The sequence below is a fragment of the Calidifontibacter indicus genome, from assembly GCF_003386865.1.
Classification (GTDB): Bacteria; Actinomycetota; Actinomycetes; order Actinomycetales; family Dermatophilaceae; genus Yimella; species Yimella indica.
Window position 1 is genome coordinate 2287962 of sequence record NZ_QTUA01000001.1, and the last position, 18573, is coordinate 2306534.

The following is an 18573-nucleotide window of genomic DNA, read 5'->3' on the forward strand; positions in this document are numbered from 1 at the left end:
CGACTCAGTCGGTTGCCGGTGCGGGGGACAGGTTGCACGCGTTCGAGTCGCCCTTGATCAACTGCGACTCACGCTCGAACGACTTCGGGTTCGACGTCGGGGTCACCAATTTCAGGATGTATCCGCCGGTGCGGTCGACCCGCGTCACCTGATACTCGGCGGACGGCTGCGTCCACTTGCCGTCGGCGCCCCGCTTGAAAGTCGCCTTGACGATGATGCCGTCCTGGGTTTCGTCCGGGAAACCCCAGTTGGTGCCCTGGTCGGAGATCTGGTTGCCCAGACCGTAGAAGACGTTGCGGTCGTTGATGCGGTCGCACTTCTGCACGACGTGGGCGTGGTTGCCGATGATCGTGTCGACCTCACCGGAGGCGAGCACCTTCGTGGCGGTGTCGACCATCTGCGGCGTCGGGGTGAAGGTGAACTGGATACCCCAGTGCATCGAGACCAGCACGATCTGGGCACCGTTGGCGCGTTCCTGCTTGGCGTCGGCGATGATGCCCGCGGCGTCCTTCAGCTTCCACATCGAGTCCTTGAACCACGGCACGTTCGCCGGCACGGAGGTGTCGGTGCCGCCGGCGAAGTTGTCGAGCGTGTAGCTGTAGGACAACTGCGCGATCTTCACGCCCTTGACCTCGTACGTCGCCACCTTGGGCGTCTGCGCGTCGGGCCCGGGGCCCGACACCTTGAGCCCGGCATCGGCCATCACCTGGCGGGTCTGACCGATGCCCGGCAGACCGGCGTCGAAGGTGTGGTTGTTGGCCGTGCTGCACCCGTCGTAGCCCATCCAGGCCAGCGCCGTGGCGAACTCGCGTGGCCCGTGATGGCGGATGCCGACGGTGAGGTTGGTGTTGTCCGGCGACAGCGCCCCCTCCATGTTGCAGATCGACAGGTCGGCCGAGGAGGTGTAGGGCTTGGCCGCGGCGAGCAACGGCTTGAAGTCGTAGGTGTTCCTCGTGCCGGGCACCCGTGCCGCCCGGTTCGGCGCGGATTGCGGAATGTCGTCGCCGCTGAACAGGATCGTCAGGCTGTCGGCGCCGCCCTGCGTCGTGCCGTTCGCGCTGCCGGTGCCCGACCCGGACGAGGGCGCACCCGTGGTACCCGAAGCAGTGCCCGAAGCAGTGCCGGACGCGGTCTTCGCCGCGGGATCCGAACTCGAGCCCGAGCAGCCCGCCACCGTCACCGAACCCGCGAGCACGGCGGCCAGGAGCGCGACGGTCGCCCTTTGCCGCCGCTTGCCCGACGCGGGCGTCTTTGCTGTCGTCGTTCGTGCGTTCATCTGCAGTCCCCGTCCACCCCTTGAGCGCTTGCGCCGACAGTACCTGCGGACTGCCGCCGGATGGCCGCGCCGCGCGGTTAGGGTGAAGGTATGGCTCAGGAACGCATCACCCCGCAGCGTCGAGACGGAGACCCGGCCGACGAGACCCCGCCGCCCGCACCGGCCGCGCCCCAGGTGCAGACCGGCGACATCGACAGCGTCCTCGATGAGATCGACGGCGTGCTCGAGGCGAACTCCGAGGAGTTCGTGCGCGGATTCGTGCAGAAGGGCGGCCAGTGACCGCCGACCCGGCCGGTCGGCTGCCTGCTGCCTACTTCGCACCCGGTTCGTCCTCGTTCACCGAGTTCCTCCAGGCCTACGCGCCCGACGTCGCCCGGGCGCAGCTCGACGCGGCGTCCGCCTCGGGGGGAGCGGCTGCGTCCGCCCCGCACGGCACGACGATCGTCGCGGTCTCCTACGACGGCGGCGTGCTCGTGGCGGGTGACCGGCGCGCCACCATGGGCAACCTCATCGCCAGCCACACGATGCGCAAGGTCTTCATCACCGACGACTACTCCTGCGTCGGCATCGCCGGCACCGCGGGTGTCGCGATCGAGATGGTGCGGTTGTTCCAGGTCGAACTCGAGCACTACGAGAAGATCGAGGGCACGCAGTTGTCCTTGAAGGGCAAGGCCAACCGCCTCGCGTCGATGATCCGAGGCAACCTGTCGATGGCATTCCAGGGCCTCACGGTCGTGCCGATGTTCGCCGGCTTCGATCTCGACACCGGCGCTGGTCGCATCTTCAGCTACGACGTCACCGGCGGGTGCTACGAGGAGCAGCAGTACCACTCGGTCGGCTCCGGATCGTTGTTCGCCCGCGGTGCGCTGAAGAAGTTGTACCGCGACGGCATGGACGCCGACGCCGCGGTGCGGGTGATCGTCGAGGCGCTGTACGACGCCGCCGACGACGACTCGGCCACCGGTGGCCCCGACCCCGGACGCCGCATCTGGCCGACCGTCGCCGTGCTCGACGCCGAGGGCGGCAGGTTCGTGGCCGACGACGACATCGAACAGGTGGTGGCCTCGGTCATCGAGTCCCGCCGGAGGGGTGGTGCGCGATGAGCATGCCGTTCTACGTCTCGCCCGAACAGTTGATGAAGGACCGCGCCGACTTCGCCCGCAAGGGCATCGCCCGCGGACGCGCGGTGGTGGCGCTGGTCTACGACGGCGGCATCGCGTTCGTCGCCGAGAACCCGAGCCGGGCGCTGCACAAGATCTCCGAGATCTACGACCGCATCGCGTTCGCGGCGGTCGGCAAGTACAACGAGTTCGAGAACCTCAGGGTCGCCGGCGTCCGTTACGCCGACCTGCGCGGCTACTCCTACGACCGCAGCGATGTCACCGCCCGCGGTCTGGCGAACGCTTACGCCCAGACGCTCGGCACGGTGTTCACCCAGGAGTCGAAGCCGTACGAGGTGGAGATCGTCGTCGCGCAGTTGGGGGAGTCGGCGTCCGACGACCAGATCTACCGCTTGATGTACGACGGCTCCGTCGCCGACGAACGGGCCTACGTCGCGATGGGCGGCGGGGCCGACCGCATCACGGCCGGCTTGCAGGAGCGCTGGCGTGACGACCTCGATCTCGGTGCCGCGTTGCGCCTGGCAGTCGAACTGCTCGGTGCCGACGGCGACGGGGGCTCCCGCGAGCTGTCGGCCGACCAGTTGGAGGTGGCGGTGCTCGATCGTGCCCGAGAACGTCGCACCTTCCGCCGATTGGCCGTGCCCGTGCTGGAGGGGCTGCTCCGCGAAGGTACTTCGGCAGACAATGTTCCGTCGTCGAACTCTCCTGAGCCGCAACAGGATCCGATCACCGAGGACCCGCAGCCCTAGTTTTTCGCTCGCCCTTTGTCGGTGTCGGCTGGCATACTCGTGGAGCGGCATGATTCAGTGCCGAACTTTTTCCTGAGGGGCGCTTGAGGTCTTGTCCGCCGACGCACACCGGTCCAACACACTCGCGGCACCCGGCGAGCTGATCAGCCAACCCAGCATTGCGCCGGCGGGGGGGGAAGGGTCTGCGGGCCAACTCCCTGTGGCGGCTGGTGCCCTACCTGCGGCCCTACCGCACCCGGTTGATCGTGATGTTCGTCGTCGCGCTCGCCTCCATCGGCAGCACGATCGCCATCCCGCTGATGACCAAGGCGGTCATCGACGGTCCGGTGCGACACAAGGACGAACACGGCCTGTGGGTGCTGGGGGCCAGCGCGATCCTGCTCGGCATCGCCGAGGCTGCGCTGTGGATGCTGCGCCGCTGGCTCGTGAAGCTCGCGAGCACGGGTGTCGAGACCGACATCCGCAAGCAGATGCACGCCCGACTGCAGGTGCTGCCAATGAGTTTTCACGGCAGTTGGCAGTCGGGGCAGTTGCTCTCCCGCATCATGAACGACCTCGGCATGATGCGCCGGTTCATCGGATTCGGCGCCGTGATGCTCATCCTCAACCTCATCCAGGTCGTGGTCGTCACGATCATGCTGCTGGCGATGTACTGGCCGCTCGGCATCGTCGTGCTCATCTCCATCGGCCCTGTCGTGGCCGCCAACCTGCACTACGAGCGGCAGTTCACCAAGGCGTCCCGGGCCGCCCAGGACCAGACCGGAAACGTCGCCACCCAGGTGGAAGAGGCCGCGCTGGGCATCCGCGTCATCAAGTCGTTCGGCCGCGAGGACTACTCCTTCGAGCGGTTCGACGAACAGGCCCGCACCCTGCGTGACATCCAGTTGCGCAAGGTGAAGATCATGTCGCGCTTCTGGACGCTGCTCGAGGTGATCCCGACCGCCACCTTGGTGATCGTGCTCGCTCTCGGCGCCCACGCGGTCGGTGATGGCTCGATCACCCTCGGCACGCTCGTCGCGTTCATCACCTTCATGCTCAACCTCGTCTGGCCGATCGCCAGCCTCGGCTTCCTGTTGTCGATGCTGCAGGAGACGGTCACGGCCGCCGACCGCGTCGGCGAGATCTTCGATGCACCGCGTGAGATCGTCAGCGGGCAACGCGACGTCCCGATCACCAGCGGACGGCTCGAGTTCCGCGACGCCGGGTTCCGCTTCCCCGACTCCGAGGAGTGGGCGCTTCGCCATCTCGACCTCGTCGTCGAACCGGGGGAGACCGTCGCGCTCGTCGGGGCCACCGGCTCCGGCAAGTCCGTGCTCACCGGGCTCGTCTCCCGGCTGCAGGACGTCAGCGAGGGAGCTGTGCTCATCGACGACGTCGACGTGCGTGAACTCCCGCTGCCGGTGGTGCGCAAGGTCGTCGCCACCGCCTTCGAAGACCCCACCTTGTTCTCGATGTCCGTGCGCGAGAACCTCACGCTCGGTCACCCCGACGCCACCGACGCCGAGATCGACCGCGCGATCGACGTCGCTCAGGCCGGCTTCGTCCGCGACCTGCCGTTCGGCCTGGAGACTCGCATCGGTGAGCAGGGCATGAGCCTTTCCGGTGGGCAGCGGCAGCGCCTGTCCCTGGCTCGAGCGGTGCTCGCCGAACCGCGGATCCTGGTGCTCGACGACACCTTGTCGGCCCTGGACGTGCACACCGAAGCACTGGTCGAACAGGCGTTGCGCAGCGTGCTCGCCGAGGCGACCGGCATCGTCGTGGCCCACCGCGCCTCGACCGTGCTGCTGGCCGACAAGGTGGCGCTGCTCGAGCGCGGAACGATCAGTCACGTCGGTTCGCACACCGAACTGCTGGCCACCGTGCCGGAATACCGCTACCTGCTCGCCGCCGACGACGAGATCGACGACGCCGAGCACGACGAGACCTGGCTCAGCGACGACGAACGCGATGCGCTCGACGAAGGGGTGCTGGTCGGGATGCCGACCGAGCGCTCCGCCGATCGACGCCGCGAGGACAACTGCGAGGGCAGCCGATGACGACCACTTCCACCACCTCGACGTCCGCGGCGACGTCGGACACCGCCCAGGGCGCCACCGAGACCACCGATGCATGGCGCGGCCGGATGGCCGACCAGCCGCAGGCCGATGTCGAGAAGCACGCGGCTCCCGGGCAGGCCAAGGCGCTGCTGTGGGACCTGCTGCGGCCCTACCGCAAGACGGTCTTCTTGCTCGCGATCGCGGTGGTGCTGGAGAACGCCGCGCGACTGTCGGTGCCGCGCCTTGTGCAGGTGGGCGTCGACGACGGTGTGCCCCCGCTGCAGCGCTCCGGCGACTCCAGCGTGCTCACCCGGGTGGTCGTCGTGCTGCTGATCGCGCTGGTGGTGCAGGCCGGCATGCGCATGGTGTTCCTACTGCAGTCGGGCCGCATCGGCCAGAACGTGCTGCTCGAACTGCGCCGACGCATCTTCTGCCACTTCGGCCGGCTCGACGTCACCTTCCACGACAAGTACACCTCCGGCCGCGTCGTCAGTCGTTCCACCAGCGACGTCGAGGCGATCCAGGAGATGCTCGAGAACGGCTTCGACGGCCTCATCACCGCCGTCCTCACCCTGATCGGCACGTCGATCCTGCTGATCACCCTCGATGTGCGCCTCGGCCTGGTCTGCCTGGTCAGCTTCCCGTTTCTCGTGCTGTTGTCGCTGTGGTTCCGCCGTGAGTCGGCGGCCGCCTACCGCACCGTCCGCGAGATCTCCGCGCTGCTCATCGTGCAGTTCGTCGAGACGATGACCGGGGTGAAGGCGGTGCAGGCCTACCGCCGCGAGCCGCGCAACCAGGAGATCTTCGACGGCCTGGCCGACCGCTACCGCGACATCAACATCCACACCATGCGACTGGTCGCGATCTTCATGCCAGGTGTCAAGCTCATCGGCAACCTCACGACGGGCGTGGTGCTGCTCTACGGCGGTTACCTGGCGATGCACGGCGAGATGACGATCGGCGTCCTGACCGCCTTCCTGCTGTACCTGCGGATGTTCTTCGAACCGATGCAGGAGATCACGCAGTTCTACAACACCTTCCAGTCGGCCACGTCGGCGCTGGAGAAGCTGTCGGTGGTGCTGGCCGAGAAGCCCGCGATCGACGACCCGGCCGAGCCTACGCCGCTGCACGACGTCAAGGGTGAGGTCATCTTCGACGACGTGCACTTCGCCTACGTGGCCGATCGGCCGGTGTTGCCCGGTCTCGATCTCTTCGTTCCGGCCGGTCAGACCGTTGCGCTCGTGGGCACCACCGGAGCCGGCAAGACGACCATCGCCAAGCTGATCGCCCGTTTCCACGACCCCGACAGCGGTCGGGTGTTGCTCGACGGCCACGACCTGCGCGACCTCGCCCAGCCCGACCTGCGCCGCCACGTGGTGATGGTGACCCAGGAGAACGTCATGTTCTCGGGGTCGGTCGCCGACAACATCCGGTTCGGTCGCCCCGACGCGAGCGACGACGAGGTGCGTGCGGCTGCCACTGCGGTGGGTGCCCACACCTTCATCGAGGCGCTCCCGCAGGTTTACGACACCGACGTCGCCAAGCGCGGCGGACGGCTCTCGGCGGGTCAACGACAGTTGGTCGCCTTCGCCCGCGCGTTCCTCGCCGACCCCGACGTGCTGATCCTGGACGAGGCCACCAGTTCGCTCGACATCCCGAGCGAGCGGTTGGTGCAGCACGCCCTGCAGACGGTGCTGGCCGGTCGCACCGCGCTGATCATCGCTCACCGCCTGTCGACGGTCGAGATCGCCGACCGCGTGCTGGTGCTCGAACACGGCCGGGTGCTCGAGGACGGCTCGCCCCAGGAACTCATGCGCCAGACCGGCGGCAAGTACGCCGCGTTGCACCAGGCCTGGGTCGACTCGCTCGCCTGACCCACCCGCCAAATCCCTACCCCAACCCCCGTTTGCGGGTGGTTCGGGTCGGCCTCAGGCTGGTTCGGACAACCGCTGGGTGATGAGGTCGGCCTCGTCCGTCGGTGAGAGTCCCGCCTTGCGCGGTCGCCCCGGCCCGGAGCGCAGCTCCCACGCGAGCGCGTCGGTGAAGGTCTGCGGCAGCGGGCGCACGGTCAGCCCGGCGCGTTGGGCGGCGCCGTTGTCGACGGTCATCATCCCGGCGAGGTCGGGCCACGGCAGCCACAGCGGCAGGGAACGTTCACCCATCCACGGCGAAACTCCGTGTGCGGCAAGCCAGTCGGGTGTCACCGGCACCAGTTCGTCGGTGTGGCCGGCGACCTTGCGGGCGGCGGCGAGCGCGCCGTGCAGCGGCACGCTCGGCCCGGACGCGTTGAAGACTCCGACCACCTCGTTCTCCGCGCCGGCCACCAGCCAGTCGGCAAGATCTCGGACGTCGATCAGCTGCACCTGGGCGTCGGGGGAGTGCGGCACCAACACGCGTCCGTCGGCGCGGGACGGGTGCGCGAACCGCAGCGGCCAGTAGCCGGTGCGATCGGAGACGTCCTCGGGCCCGCCCAGCAGACCGGCGCGGGCGATGAGGTGCGCGTCCGGATAGGCCTGTGCGACAAGCCGTTCGCAGGTCACCTTTCCGGCGCCGTACTGCTCGGGCGTCCAGTCGTCGCCGTCCCAGGCGTCCAACAGGGGCGCCGATTCGTCGGCACCGATGACGTCCGGTCCGACATCGGCGTAGACGTTGATGGTCGAGACCAGCGACCACCGGCCGATGCGTCCCTCGAGCGCTCGGAGCGCGGTGCGCACATGCCGTGGTTCGCGGGCGACGTCGATGACGGCGTCGAAGTCGCCGTCCAGTGCCGCGTAGCCCGTGGAGGTGCTGCGCTCTCCGACCACGAGTTCGGCACCTTCGGCCACCGGCCCACTGGTGCCTCGCGCCAGGCAGGTGACCTCGTGGCCGCGTCGCAGGGCGGCCGTCGCCGTGGCGCGGCCGAGGAAGGCAGTTCCGCCGAGGATGAGCAGTCGCATGCCCTCAGCCCACCAGGAACGGGTGGTCGTTGTCAGCCGACTTCGCGCTCAGCGCAACCCCCGCCTCTGCGGGAGCGCGGCTCAGGTGGTGGTCGGTGCCTTGTCGGCGCAGCCGCAGAACATAAGGTCATGACATGGAGCGGCGCATCTTTGGCATCGAGACCGAGTACGGCGTGACGTGCACCTCCGGCGGCACCCGGCGGCTGACGCCGGACGAGGTGGCGCGCTACCTGTTCCGCCGCGTCGTGTCGTGGGGCCGCTCGAGCAATGTGTTCCTCGGCAACGGCGCGCGGCTCTACCTCGACGTCGGCAGCCACCCCGAGTACGCCACAGCCGAGTGCGACGACATCCGCGAGGCGGTCATCCAGGACAAGGCCGGGGAGCGCATCCTGGTCGACCTCGCCGTCGACGCCCAGGAGCGGATGGCGGCCGACGAGATCGTCGGGGACATCTACATCTTCAAGAACAACACCGACTCCGCCGGCAACTCCTACGGCTGCCACGAGAACTACCTGGTGTCGCGCACCGGTGACTTCCAACGCGTCGCCGACCACCTGATCCCGTTCCTGATCAGCCGCCAGATCACCTGTGGCGCAGGCAAAATCGTGCAGTTGGGCAACCGTCCGGTCTATGCGGTGAGTCAGCGGGCCGACCACATCTGGGAGGGCGTCAGCAGCGCCACCACCCGCTCGCGTCCGATCATCAACACCCGCGACGAACCGCACGCCGACGCCGAGCACTACCGCCGACTGCACGTGATCGTCGGCGACAGCAACATGTCCGAGACGACGACCATGCTCAAGCTGGGTTCGGCGCACCTGGTGTTGCAGATGATCGAGGACGGCACGCCGATGCGTGACCTCACGCTGGAGAACCCGATCCGGGCGATCCGCGAGATGAGCCACGACATCACCGGACGCGCGCAGGTGCGCCTTGCCAACGGCAAGGAGATCTCGGCGCTGGCGATGCAGACGGAGTACTTCGAGCGGGCCACCGCTTTTGTCGAACGCAAGGGCATCAGCGACCCCACCACCACCCGGGTGCTCGACCTGTGGGGCCGCACCCTGACCGCGATCGAGTCGGGCGATCTGTCCGGGGTCGACACCGAGATCGATTGGGTGATCAAGAAGAAGCTGCTCGACCAGTACGCCGCCAAGCACACCCTCGAACTCGACCACCCGCGGATTCAGCAGCTCGACATGACCTATCACGACATCAAGCCCGGCCGCGGTGTCTTCGACCTGCTGCAGCGGGCCGGTCGCGCGGCGCGGGTGTGCACCGACGACGAGATCACGACCGCGATCACGACGCCGCCGCAGTCGACGCGGGCCAAGCTGCGCGGCGATTTCGTGCGGGCCGCGCAGGAGCACCGCCGCGACTTCACCGTCGACTGGATCCACCTCAAGCTCAACGACCAAGCCCAGCGGACGGTGCTGGTGAAGGACCCGTTCGCCAACTCCGACCCCCGGGTCGAGGCACTGATCCAAGCGATGGGTTAGGGCGCTGACCCGGCCCGGCGGAGCCGGCGCACGAAAGCCGCAGCACGCGCCGCCCGGCACCGCTCACATGGCTCGGACACAGGTGCCCACAGGCTCGCCGGTTATGGTGGACCGAGTTTCCAGCTGACCTTTCCGACGATCACGAGGTATTTTCGCGTGCGCCGTAACACCCGCCTGCTCGCGCTAGGCGTCCTTTCCACCGTCCTGCTCGCCGGTTGCGGCAGCGACGACTCCGCCTCCAAGAGCAGCAGTTCCAGCGCCACCACCGCCGCCGAGACTCCGCTGACCGTGGCGGCCGACAAGGTCGCGTCGATGTCGTCGATCAAGGTCAACGACAAGAATCCGAAGGCGCCGAAGCTCACGTTGACCAAGACGCCGTTCCACGTCAACAAGACGACCAAGAACGTCGTCACGGCCGGCACCGGCGCCGAGGTGAAGGCCACCGACATCGCCTACGTCAGCTATGTCGCGGTCAACGGCACCAACGGCAAGGAACTGCTCAGCACCTACGACACCAACGACGTCGCAGTGCTGATGAACGACAAGACCCAGTTCCCCGGCTTCGTCACCGCCCTGAAGGGCACCAAGGTCGGCACCGTGATGGACATCGCGATCCCGCCGGCCGAAGGATTCGGAGCCACCGGCAGCCAGCAGCTCGGCGTCACCGCCAAGGACACCCTCGTCTTCCGGATGACCGTGAAGGGCACCGCCGCCGTGCTCGACAAGCCCGAGGGCACCACCGTCGCGCCCAAGGCCGGTCTGCCGACCGTTGCGGTCTCCGACGGCAACCAGTCCAAGAAGCCGGCGACCATCACGATGCCGAAGAACGGTGCCAAGGTGGCGACGGCTCCGAAGACGCTCGTGTCGCAGGACCTCATCACCGGCAAGGGCCGCAAGATCGTCGAGGGCGAGACGGTCAAGGTGCGCTACACCGGCGTCATCTGGAACACCGGCAAGGCCTTCGACAGCTCCGCCACCCAGGGTGGTGCGCCGGTCGACTTCGGCCTCGTCGACGGCCAGATGATCCCCGGCTTCATCAAGGGCTTGGTCGGCAAGACCGTCGGCAGCCGCGTCCTGCTGGTGCTCCCACCGGCCGAGGGCTACGGCACCGCGGGCAACACCCAGGCCGGTATCAAGGGCACCGACACCCTCGTGTTCGTGGTCGACATCCTCGCCGGCCTCTGACCCGCAAGAATCCAAGCTTCCAAACCCGAGTACGAAGGAGTACCCATGCCTTTCGACCCCAACACCACCAAGCCCGAGATCGACTTCCCGGGTGACACCCCCCCGGCCGAACTCCTCATCGAGGACATCACCGAGGGCGAGGGCCGCGCGGCCGAGGCCGGTGACACCGTCAAGGCGCACTACGTCGGCGTCGCGTGGTCGACCGGAGAGGAGTTCGACGCGTCCTGGAACCGCGGCGCACCGCTGGACTTCCAGGTCGGTGTCGGTCAGGTCATCCAGGGTTGGGACCAGGGCATCGTCGGCATGAAGCCGGGCGGTCGCCGCAAGCTGACGATCCCGCCGGAGCTCGGCTACGGCGCCCGCGGTGCCGGCGGCGCGATCGGACCGAACGAGACGCTGATCTTCGTCGTCGACCTCGTCTCGACCGCCAAGCCCGGCGCCGGAAGCGCCTTCGGCCTGCGCTGACACCTGACGCGAAAGGATCCCCGGCACCGCATGGTGCCGGGGATCCTTTGTGTCGAACGGGCGACGACTAAACGTTCGACGCTACGGCGTTTCGCAGGAACCCGATCGAGACTTCAGGCGAGCAGGTCGGCGGCGTGCACTCCCGCGGCCGCGGCGGCGAGGAACGACGCGGCATCCTCCTCGAGGCCGCGCCCCATCGTCCGCAGCCCGACCGGGCTGGTGCGCAGCGCATCGAGCAGCCCGTCGACGGCGATATCCGCGCGGACGAGGCGACCGTCGGACGACCGCACGAGGTCGTCGGCCTGCGCCGACACCTTCGCTCCGAACGCGCCGTCCAAACGCGGCACCGGCAGGTCGGCGGGCACCAGCGCGACCCGGCTGTAGGCGGTGACGCTGTGATGTGAGATGCCGTGATGCCGATCGCGGGCGTCGGCCTGCGACACCCGCAGCGACGCCACCCCGCGTCCGCCGAGGGTGTGCGCGGCGTTCAGCGCCTCTCCGGCGCTGGTGCCGGAGAACCCCCAACGAGTGCCGGTGCCGAGATTGCCCGGTCCCTGGGCGACGATGGCGACATCGGCACCGACCACCTCACGGGCGGCGAGCAGGCCGGTGTGGACGTTGACGGCTTCGAGGTCACCGCCGAAGGCCTGACCGACGGTCACGACCGCGGCCAGCCAGTCGGAGCTGCGCAGGCCGTCGACGGTGCGGGAGAACGCGGCCGGCAACGCACCGCCGTCGGTCATCACGTAGGCGATCGTCGCGTCGGTTCGCACCGTGCGCAGCCCGGCGATGATCGCCGGCACCGCCGAATGCAGGTCGGCCGCCACCACCGGCAGGCCGGCCAGATCGTCGGCGTCGCGCAGCAGTTCGTGGTGGGGGCTCTCCTGTTCGTCGACCCCGAGCAGCATCGTCTGCAGCGGCGTGTAGCGCGCCTTCACGATGTGGCCCGGCCGCGCCGGAGGCGTCGGGGGCAGCCGGTCTGGCAGTGCGGTCACCAGGGCGCTGCCGCCGGTGCCGAGGTTGCGGTCGATCGCGTTCGTGTTGAGCAGCACCCGGTCGCCGGGCTCGGGGGAGCCGACGAGGTCGGTGTAGGCGAGCGCGTCGACGACGGAGTCGTCGGGCAACCGGACACTGAGTTGTACTGCGGTCGACCAGGCACGCCCGAGGCCGACCACGATTCCTTCGCGCCACGTGATCACGGCTCGTACACTAGTGCGATCGCGGCGCCCGCGATGGGATAGCGTCGGACCCATGAGCGCCCCGACACCTGCCGCCAAGACGGAGCGGCTGCTCAACCTCGTGATCTGCCTGCTCTACACCCGCCAGCCTCTGTCGAAGCAGCGCATCCGCGCAGCGGTGCCGCAGTACGGCGAAGCAGCATCCGACGAGGCGTTCGACCGGATGTTCGAGCGGGACAAGGACGAACTGCGCGACCTCGGCATCCCATTGCGCGCCGAGGCGATCGACCCGCTGTTCGACGACGAGACCGGTTACCGGATCGATCGGCGCGAGTACGCCCTGCCGGAGATCCGCTTCGAACCCGACGAGTTGGCCGTGCTCGGCCTCGCCAGTCGCACCTGGCAGCAGGCCAGCCTGGCGGGTGCGGCCGCGACCGCGCTGCGCAAGCTCGAAGCCGCCGACGTCGAACGCGACGACGGCACGCTGGTGGGTCTCGAACCGCGAGTGCGCACCGCCGAGCCGGCCTTCCCGGCGATGAAGGACGCCACCGTCGCGCGCCGCCAGGTGAGCTTCCGTTACCGCAAGGCCGACGGCACGGTCAGCGAGCGACGCCTGCAACCGTGGTCGGTCACCAACTGGCACGGCCGCTGGTACGTCGCGGGGCACGACCTCGACCGTGATGCACCCCGGGTGTTCCGACTCGGACGCATCGACGGCCCGGTGCGAGCATCCGGCCCCGCTGCCGCCTACGAGGTGCCCGCCGATCATGATGCCCTGGTGATGATCCGCGGCAGCGAGGTCGAACGCGAGCCGCAGCCGGCCGTGTTGCACGTGCGTGTCGGTTCGGGACACGCGCTGCGGCGCCGAGCGCGCACCAGCGGCGACATCGACGACGACTGGTCGCAGCTCGACATCGACTACACCGACACCGAGATCTTCGCCGACCAGATCGCCGGCTACGGGCCCACCGTCCGGGTGATCCAGCCCGACGACCTGCGTGAATCGGTCACGCGGCGGCTGCGTGCGGTGCTGGACACCAATCGAGAGGACGCCTGATGGCTGCCGAGAGCGCAACCCATCGCCTGGCGCGATTGCTGACGATGGTGCCGTGGCTGATGCACCGCCAGGGCATCGACATCGAGGAAGCCGCGAAGGAGCTCGGTGTCAGTCCGGCCCAGGTGGAGGCCGACCTCAATCTGCTGTTCGTCTGCGGCACCCCGGGCCACATGCCCGACGACCTCATCGAGGCCGAATGGGAAGGCGGCAAGGTGTTCGTCGGCAATGCGGACACGATCGCCCGACCGCTCCGGCTCGGGGTCGATGAGGCGCTCGCGCTGATCGTCGGACTCCGCACTCTCGCCGCCGTGCCCGGGTTGGGGGAGCGCGACGCGATCGAATGTGCGCTGGCGAAACTCATCGACGCGGCGGGTGACGCGTCGGCCGCGTCGATGCGGGTGCGCATCTCCACCGACGACGGCGAGCAGACCCGCTGGCTCGCGCTCGCCCGGCAGGCGATCGCCGAGCATCGCCGGCTGCGGCTGAACTACCTGGTCGCGGCCCGCGACGAGAGCACCGAACGCGACGTCGACCCGATGCGGGTCGTGCTGATGGACGACCACTGGTATCTCGAAGGCTGGTGTCACCGGGCCGACGACGTGCGGATGTTCCGGCTCGACCGCATTGAGACACTGCAATTGCTCGACGCCGACGGCACCCCGCCGGCGCAGGCCCGTCCGCGCGAGCTCGGTGACTCGGTCTTCTCCCCGGGCGCCGACGCCGTGTCGGTCACGCTCGAACTGCAGCCGCAGGCCGGTTGGGTGGTCGACTACTACCCCGTCGACCAGGTGACCCGCGCTGACGACGGTGGGTTGACCACCACCTTGCGCACCAACGACCTGCACTGGGTGCGGCAGTTGGTGTGGCGACTGGGCGGCGCGGCGCGGGTCGTGGCTCCGGACGACCTGCGTGCGTCGGTGGAGCAGGGAGCGCGAGAAGCGTTGGCGGCGTACGGTGGGTGAGAGGGAACAACGCGAACCCATCGCGTAGTGTTCTTCGCAGTGTCGACCGGCCCGCAGAGTGGTCGGAAAGAAGGAGCATCCAGGCCATGTGGCGCAACCTCTTCGAGGGCTGGCACCTTGTCATCCTCATCCTCGTGATCGTCGTCGTCTTCGGCTGGAAGCGCCTGCCCGACGCCGCCCGGTCGCTCGGCCGTTCGGCCCGCATCCTCAAGAGCGAAGTCGATGAGATGAAGTCGGAGTCGGCGTCGTCCAAGGCGTCGAAGGAGACCGTCAACGGCGAGACCGTCAAGGAGTCCGCCGACGAGACGGTGCAGCAGTCCGAGGACCGCCTGCGCCAGCAAGCCCAGGCCGGTCACCCCGATGGCTACCCGCGGCACGACCAGTCCGACTCCGGCCGCTCCTCCTGAGTTCCGTCCGACGCCGCCTCGCTGACCCCGACCCCGATCGCAACCCATGGCACTGCTGCGTCGTAAGGACAATCCCGAAGCACGGATGTCCCTCGGCGATCACTTCCGCGAGTTCCGTCGCCGGGCGCTCGTCGCGGTGCTCGCGATCCTCATTGCGGCGATCGTCGGCTGGGTGAAGTTCGATGTGCTCTACGAATGGCTGGTCGGCCCGATCAAAGACCTGCAGACCCAGCGGCACAACGAGAACATCAACCTGAACTGGGGCGGCAAGGGCGTCACCGGAGCCTTCAACGTCAAGTTAAAGGTGTCGATGTGGGTGGGTCTGATTCTCGCCAGCCCGGTGTGGCTGTGGCAGATCTGGGGGTTCCTCGCGCCCGGCCTGACGAAGAAGGAGAAGCGGATCTCCCGCCTCGTCGTTGCGGCGGCGGTGCCGTTGTTCCTGCTCGGCTGCTGGGTCTCGACGTTCGCCCTGCCGAACGCCGTCCGGTTCCTGTTGGGCGTCACGCCGGGTGACGCGGTCAACCTGCCCGACGCCAACACCTACATCGCATTCGTCACGCGGTTCATCCTCGCGTTCGGCATCGCGTTCCTCCTGCCGGTCTTCCTGGTCGGTCTGAACACTGCGGGGGTGCTTCCGGCGCGGGTCATGATCAAGGGCTGGCGGGTGGCCGTCATGGTCATCTTCGTCTTCGCCGCACTGATGAGTCCGAGCCCCGACGCGTGGTCGATGCTGGCGCTCGCCTTTCCGATGGTCGGGCTGTTCTACCTCGCCTGCGGCATCTCGGCGATCCTCGACCGTCGGAAGAAGAAGGACCGTCCGCAATGGCTCGACGTGCCGGACGACCACGCCTCCACGATGTGATCGCTGCGGCGAACTAACCTGCGGACATGCCTGTCCCGTCCACCGACAACAGCCCCCGTCGCGCGTTCGACAGCACCCACCTCGACCGATTCGCCGAGGGCTACGACTTCCCGCTCGACGACTTTCAGCGAGCCGGTTGCGAGGCTGTTCAGAACGGCCACGGAGTGCTCGTGGCTGCCCCGACCGGTGCCGGCAAGACGCTGGTGGGGGAGTTTGCCGCCTACCTCGCGCTGCACACCGGCCGCAAGACCTTCTACACGACCCCGATCAAGGCGCTGTCCAACCAGAAGTACACCGATCTCGCCGCCCGGCACGGCGCCGACAAGGTCGGACTGCTCACCGGCGACTCCTCGATCAACGGTGAGGCCCCCGTCGTGGTGATGACCACCGAGGTGCTGCGCAACATGCTGTACGCCGGCTCCGACACCCTCGACGGGCTCGGGTTCGTCGTGATGGACGAGGTGCACTACCTCGCCGACCGCTTCCGCGGCGCGGTCTGGGAGGAGGTGATCATCCAGTTGCCGCAGCAGGTGCAGGTGGTCTCGCTGTCGGCGACGGTCAGCAACGCCGAGGAGTTCGGCGAATGGCTGCGCACGGTGCGCGGCGACACCGAGGTGATCGTCGAGGAACACCGTCCGGTGCCGTTGTGGCAGCACATGATGGTCGGCCAGAACCTCGTCGACCTGTTCGCCGAGTCGGGCGGGGAGAAGACCGTCAATCCCGAACTGCGGCAGCGCATCTCGGCGTTCCGGCAGCGCGACGACGGCCCGCGCGGGGTGCGCATGGACGCGGGTGCGCCCCGCGGACGCCGTGGCCGCCCGGGCAAGGCGCCGTCCGGCCCGGTGCGTTCGGGTCGGCCCTCGCGCGGGCCGAGCCGCGCCGAGGTGATCGACGCGCTCGACAAGGACGGTCTGCTGCCGGCGATCACGTTCATCTTCAGTCGGGTCGGCTGCGACGCCGCGGTGTCGCAACTGCTGGCCTGGGGCACCCGGTTGATCGCGCCCCAGGAGGGGGAGCGTATCCGCCGGCTCGTCGAGGAACGCATCGCGACCCTGCCCGAGGAAGACCTCACCGTGCTGGGCTACTTCGACTTCGTGGAGGGGCTCACCCGCGGGTTCGCGGCTCATCACGCGGGCATGTTGCCGACCTTCCGCGAGATCGTCGAGGAACTCTTCTCCGCCGGCCGCATCCAAGCGGTCTTCGCCACCGAGACCCTCGCCCTCGGCATCAACATGCCCGCGCGCACCGTCGTGTTGGAGAAGTTGGTGAAGTTCAACGGCGAGGCGCATGCTCCGGTGACGCCGGCCGAGTACACCCAGCTGACCGGTCGCGCCGGGCGCCGCGGCATCGACTTCGAGGGCCACGCCGTCGTGCTCTTCGGCCGCGACGTCGACCCCGAGTCGGTGGCCGGCCTGGCCAGCACCCGCACCTACCCGCTCAACTCCAGCTTCGTCCCGACGTCCAACATGGCCGTCAACCTCGTCGACCGGCTCGGCCGCGGCCCGGCGCGAGAGACGTTGGAGTCGTCGTTCGCGCAGTTCCAGGCCGACCGGTCGGTGGTCGGGCACGCGCGCTCGATCAAGCGCAACGAGGAGGGCCTCGAGGGTTACGCCGAGGCGATGCGGTGCCATCTGGGCGACTTCGAGGAGTACGCCGCGCTGCGCCGTGAACTCTCCGACGCCGAGAAACAGCTGAGCCGGCGCACCTCGTCGGCCAACACCGCCGCGGCCGCCGTCGCCCTCTCCAAGCTCGCCGTCGGCGACGTCATCCGCATTCCACAGGGCCGCAAGGACGGTCTGGCGCTGGTGCTGTCGATGGACGCGCCGCGTCGTGGCCTCGCCCAGCCCTACGTGCTCACCGAGGACGCCCGCACCAAGCGGCTCACCGAGCAGGACGTGCGGGGCCCGGTTGCGACCGTGGGCAACCTGCCGGTGCCGAAGCGGTTCAACCACCGTGACCGCAAGGCGCGGGCCGACCTCGCCTCGACGTTGCGGATCAAGATGCGCGACGTGCGCCCCGGGCAGGTCGAGGCGCCCGACACCGAGGAACTGCGCCGGCTCAACGCACGGGTCGGCGAACTGCGCGAACAGTTGCGTCGTCACCCCTGCCACGACTGCCCCTACCGCGAACAACACGCCCGCTGGGCGGAGCGGTGGTGGAAGCTGCGCCGCGAGACCGACGGCCTGCAGAAGATGGTCGACGGGCGCACGCACAGCGTGGCCCGCACCTTCGAGCGGGTCTGCGACCAGCTCGCCGAGCTGGGGTTCTTGTCCGCCGACGGGCAGTCGGTGACGGCCGACGGCCGCACCCTGCAACGCATTTTCGCCGAGAAGGATCTGCTCGTCGCCGAGTGCCTGCGGCAGGACGTCTGGAAGGGCCTCGACGCGCCCTCACTGGCGTCGGCCGTGTCGGCGATCGTGCACCAGTCGCGCAGCAAGGACGGCCCCGACCCCGACCCCCGGATGCCCGGCAAGGACGTCGCCGAGGCCGTGCAGCGCCAGTACGACGTCTGGGAGGGGCTGCTGGAGCAGGCCAAGCGGCACCACCTGACGCCGCCGTCCGAACCCGACGCGTCGATCGCCTGGGCGATCCACCGCTGGGCGGCGGGGCAGCGCCTCGAGACGGTGCTGCGCGGCTCGGAGCTCACCGCGGGCGATTTCGTGCGGCGCTGCAAGCAGATCATCGACCTGCTCGACCAACTGGCCGACCTCGACGGGTATCCGGCCGTGTCGGCGAGCGCGAAACGGGCCGTCGATCTGCTGCTGCGGGGCGTGGTGGCGGCCGACCGCCTCGACTGATCGCTGGTCACGCCCCACCCGTGGGGGTCGGGCTCGACGGCA

General features: G+C 68.7%; 16 protein-coding genes. 13 read left to right on the plus strand and 3 right to left on the minus strand.

The window, feature by feature from the left end:
- Window positions 1-4: 4 nt before the first annotated feature.
- Window positions 5-1276, minus strand: coding sequence for a CapA family protein (locus tag DFJ65_RS10835; RefSeq protein WP_115923036.1), 1272 nt, complete (start codon window positions 1274-1276; stop codon window positions 5-7).
- A 90-nt stretch (window positions 1277-1366) separates the two neighbouring features.
- On the opposite strand from DFJ65_RS10835, the gene DFJ65_RS10840 reads away from it, so the two are divergent.
- From DFJ65_RS10840 to DFJ65_RS10860, 5 genes are all read left to right on the plus strand, one after another.
- On the plus strand, window positions 1367-1555 hold the full coding sequence (locus DFJ65_RS10840; RefSeq protein WP_115923037.1) for a ubiquitin-like protein Pup: 189 nt from the start codon (window positions 1367-1369) through the stop codon (window positions 1553-1555).
- Window positions 1552-2379: a proteasome subunit beta gene (gene prcB / locus DFJ65_RS10845; protein ID WP_115923038.1), complete on the plus strand. Its 828-nt coding sequence runs from the start codon at window positions 1552-1554 to the stop codon at window positions 2377-2379. Before DFJ65_RS10840 ends, prcB begins: the two co-directional genes overlap by 4 nt.
- Entirely contained in the window at window positions 2376-3146 is a 771-nt protein-coding gene (gene prcA / locus DFJ65_RS10850; RefSeq protein ID WP_115923039.1) for a proteasome subunit alpha, read from the plus strand. The genes prcB and prcA overlap by 4 nt, the downstream gene beginning before the upstream one ends.
- 158 nt (window positions 3147-3304) lie before the next feature.
- The gene (locus DFJ65_RS10855) at window positions 3305-5182 is read left to right on the plus strand and encodes an ABC transporter ATP-binding protein (RefSeq protein ID WP_245950171.1); all 1878 of its coding nucleotides are present in this window, start codon (window positions 3305-3307) and stop codon (window positions 5180-5182) included.
- Window positions 5179-7056: an ABC transporter ATP-binding protein gene (locus DFJ65_RS10860; protein ID WP_115923040.1), complete on the plus strand. Its 1878-nt coding sequence runs from the start codon at window positions 5179-5181 to the stop codon at window positions 7054-7056. Before DFJ65_RS10855 ends, DFJ65_RS10860 begins: the two co-directional genes overlap by 4 nt.
- Window positions 7057-7110: 54 nt before the next feature.
- On the opposite strand, the gene DFJ65_RS10865 is transcribed toward DFJ65_RS10860, so the two are convergent.
- Window positions 7111-8118, minus strand: a complete 1008-nt coding sequence (locus tag DFJ65_RS10865) for an NAD-dependent epimerase/dehydratase family protein (protein WP_115923041.1) — start codon at window positions 8116-8118, stop codon at window positions 7111-7113.
- Window positions 8119-8252: 134 nt separating this feature from the next.
- On the opposite strand from DFJ65_RS10865, the gene pafA reads away from it, so the two are divergent.
- The 3 genes from pafA to DFJ65_RS10880 all read left to right on the plus strand — a co-directional run bounded on the left by pafA (window position 8253) and on the right by DFJ65_RS10880 (window position 11267).
- Complete coding sequence (gene pafA / locus DFJ65_RS10870) at window positions 8253-9617, plus strand: Pup--protein ligase (protein ID WP_115923042.1); 1365 nt, start codon at window positions 8253-8255, stop codon at window positions 9615-9617.
- A 156-nt stretch (window positions 9618-9773) separates the two neighbouring features.
- Complete coding sequence (locus tag DFJ65_RS10875; RefSeq protein WP_115923043.1) at window positions 9774-10802, plus strand: FKBP-type peptidyl-prolyl cis-trans isomerase; 1029 nt, start codon at window positions 9774-9776, stop codon at window positions 10800-10802.
- 45 nt (window positions 10803-10847) lie between these two features.
- A complete protein-coding gene (locus tag DFJ65_RS10880) occupies window positions 10848-11267 on the plus strand; it encodes an FKBP-type peptidyl-prolyl cis-trans isomerase (RefSeq protein WP_115923044.1) in 420 nt (139 codons plus the stop codon).
- A gap of 113 nt (window positions 11268-11380) precedes the next feature.
- Here the strand turns inward: DFJ65_RS10880 and DFJ65_RS10885 are convergent, their stop codons facing one another.
- A complete protein-coding gene (locus DFJ65_RS10885; RefSeq protein WP_211308421.1) occupies window positions 11381-12466 on the minus strand; it encodes a DUF3866 family protein in 1086 nt (361 codons plus the stop codon).
- Window positions 12467-12518: 52 nt separating this feature from the next.
- On the opposite strand from DFJ65_RS10885, the gene DFJ65_RS10890 reads away from it, so the two are divergent.
- The 5 genes from DFJ65_RS10890 to DFJ65_RS10910 all read left to right on the plus strand — a co-directional run bounded on the left by DFJ65_RS10890 (window position 12519) and on the right by DFJ65_RS10910 (window position 18531).
- Entirely contained in the window at window positions 12519-13502 is a 984-nt protein-coding gene (locus DFJ65_RS10890) for a helix-turn-helix transcriptional regulator (protein WP_115923045.1), read from the plus strand.
- Complete coding sequence (locus tag DFJ65_RS10895; RefSeq protein ID WP_115923046.1) at window positions 13502-14464, plus strand: helix-turn-helix transcriptional regulator; 963 nt, start codon at window positions 13502-13504, stop codon at window positions 14462-14464. The genes DFJ65_RS10890 and DFJ65_RS10895 overlap by 1 nt, the downstream gene beginning before the upstream one ends.
- Window positions 14465-14550: 86 nt before the next feature.
- On the plus strand, window positions 14551-14871 hold the full coding sequence (tatA, locus tag DFJ65_RS10900; protein WP_115923047.1) for a Sec-independent protein translocase subunit TatA: 321 nt from the start codon (window positions 14551-14553) through the stop codon (window positions 14869-14871).
- Between the two features lie 46 nt (window positions 14872-14917).
- Complete coding sequence (tatC, locus tag DFJ65_RS10905) at window positions 14918-15733, plus strand: twin-arginine translocase subunit TatC (RefSeq protein WP_245950172.1); 816 nt, start codon at window positions 14918-14920, stop codon at window positions 15731-15733.
- A gap of 26 nt (window positions 15734-15759) precedes the next feature.
- Window positions 15760-18531 carry a DEAD/DEAH box helicase gene (locus DFJ65_RS10910; RefSeq protein ID WP_115923048.1) on the plus strand — a complete coding sequence of 924 codons (2772 nt, stop codon included), beginning with the start codon at window positions 15760-15762 and terminating at the stop codon, window positions 18529-18531.
- Window positions 18532-18573: the final 42 nt, after the last annotated feature.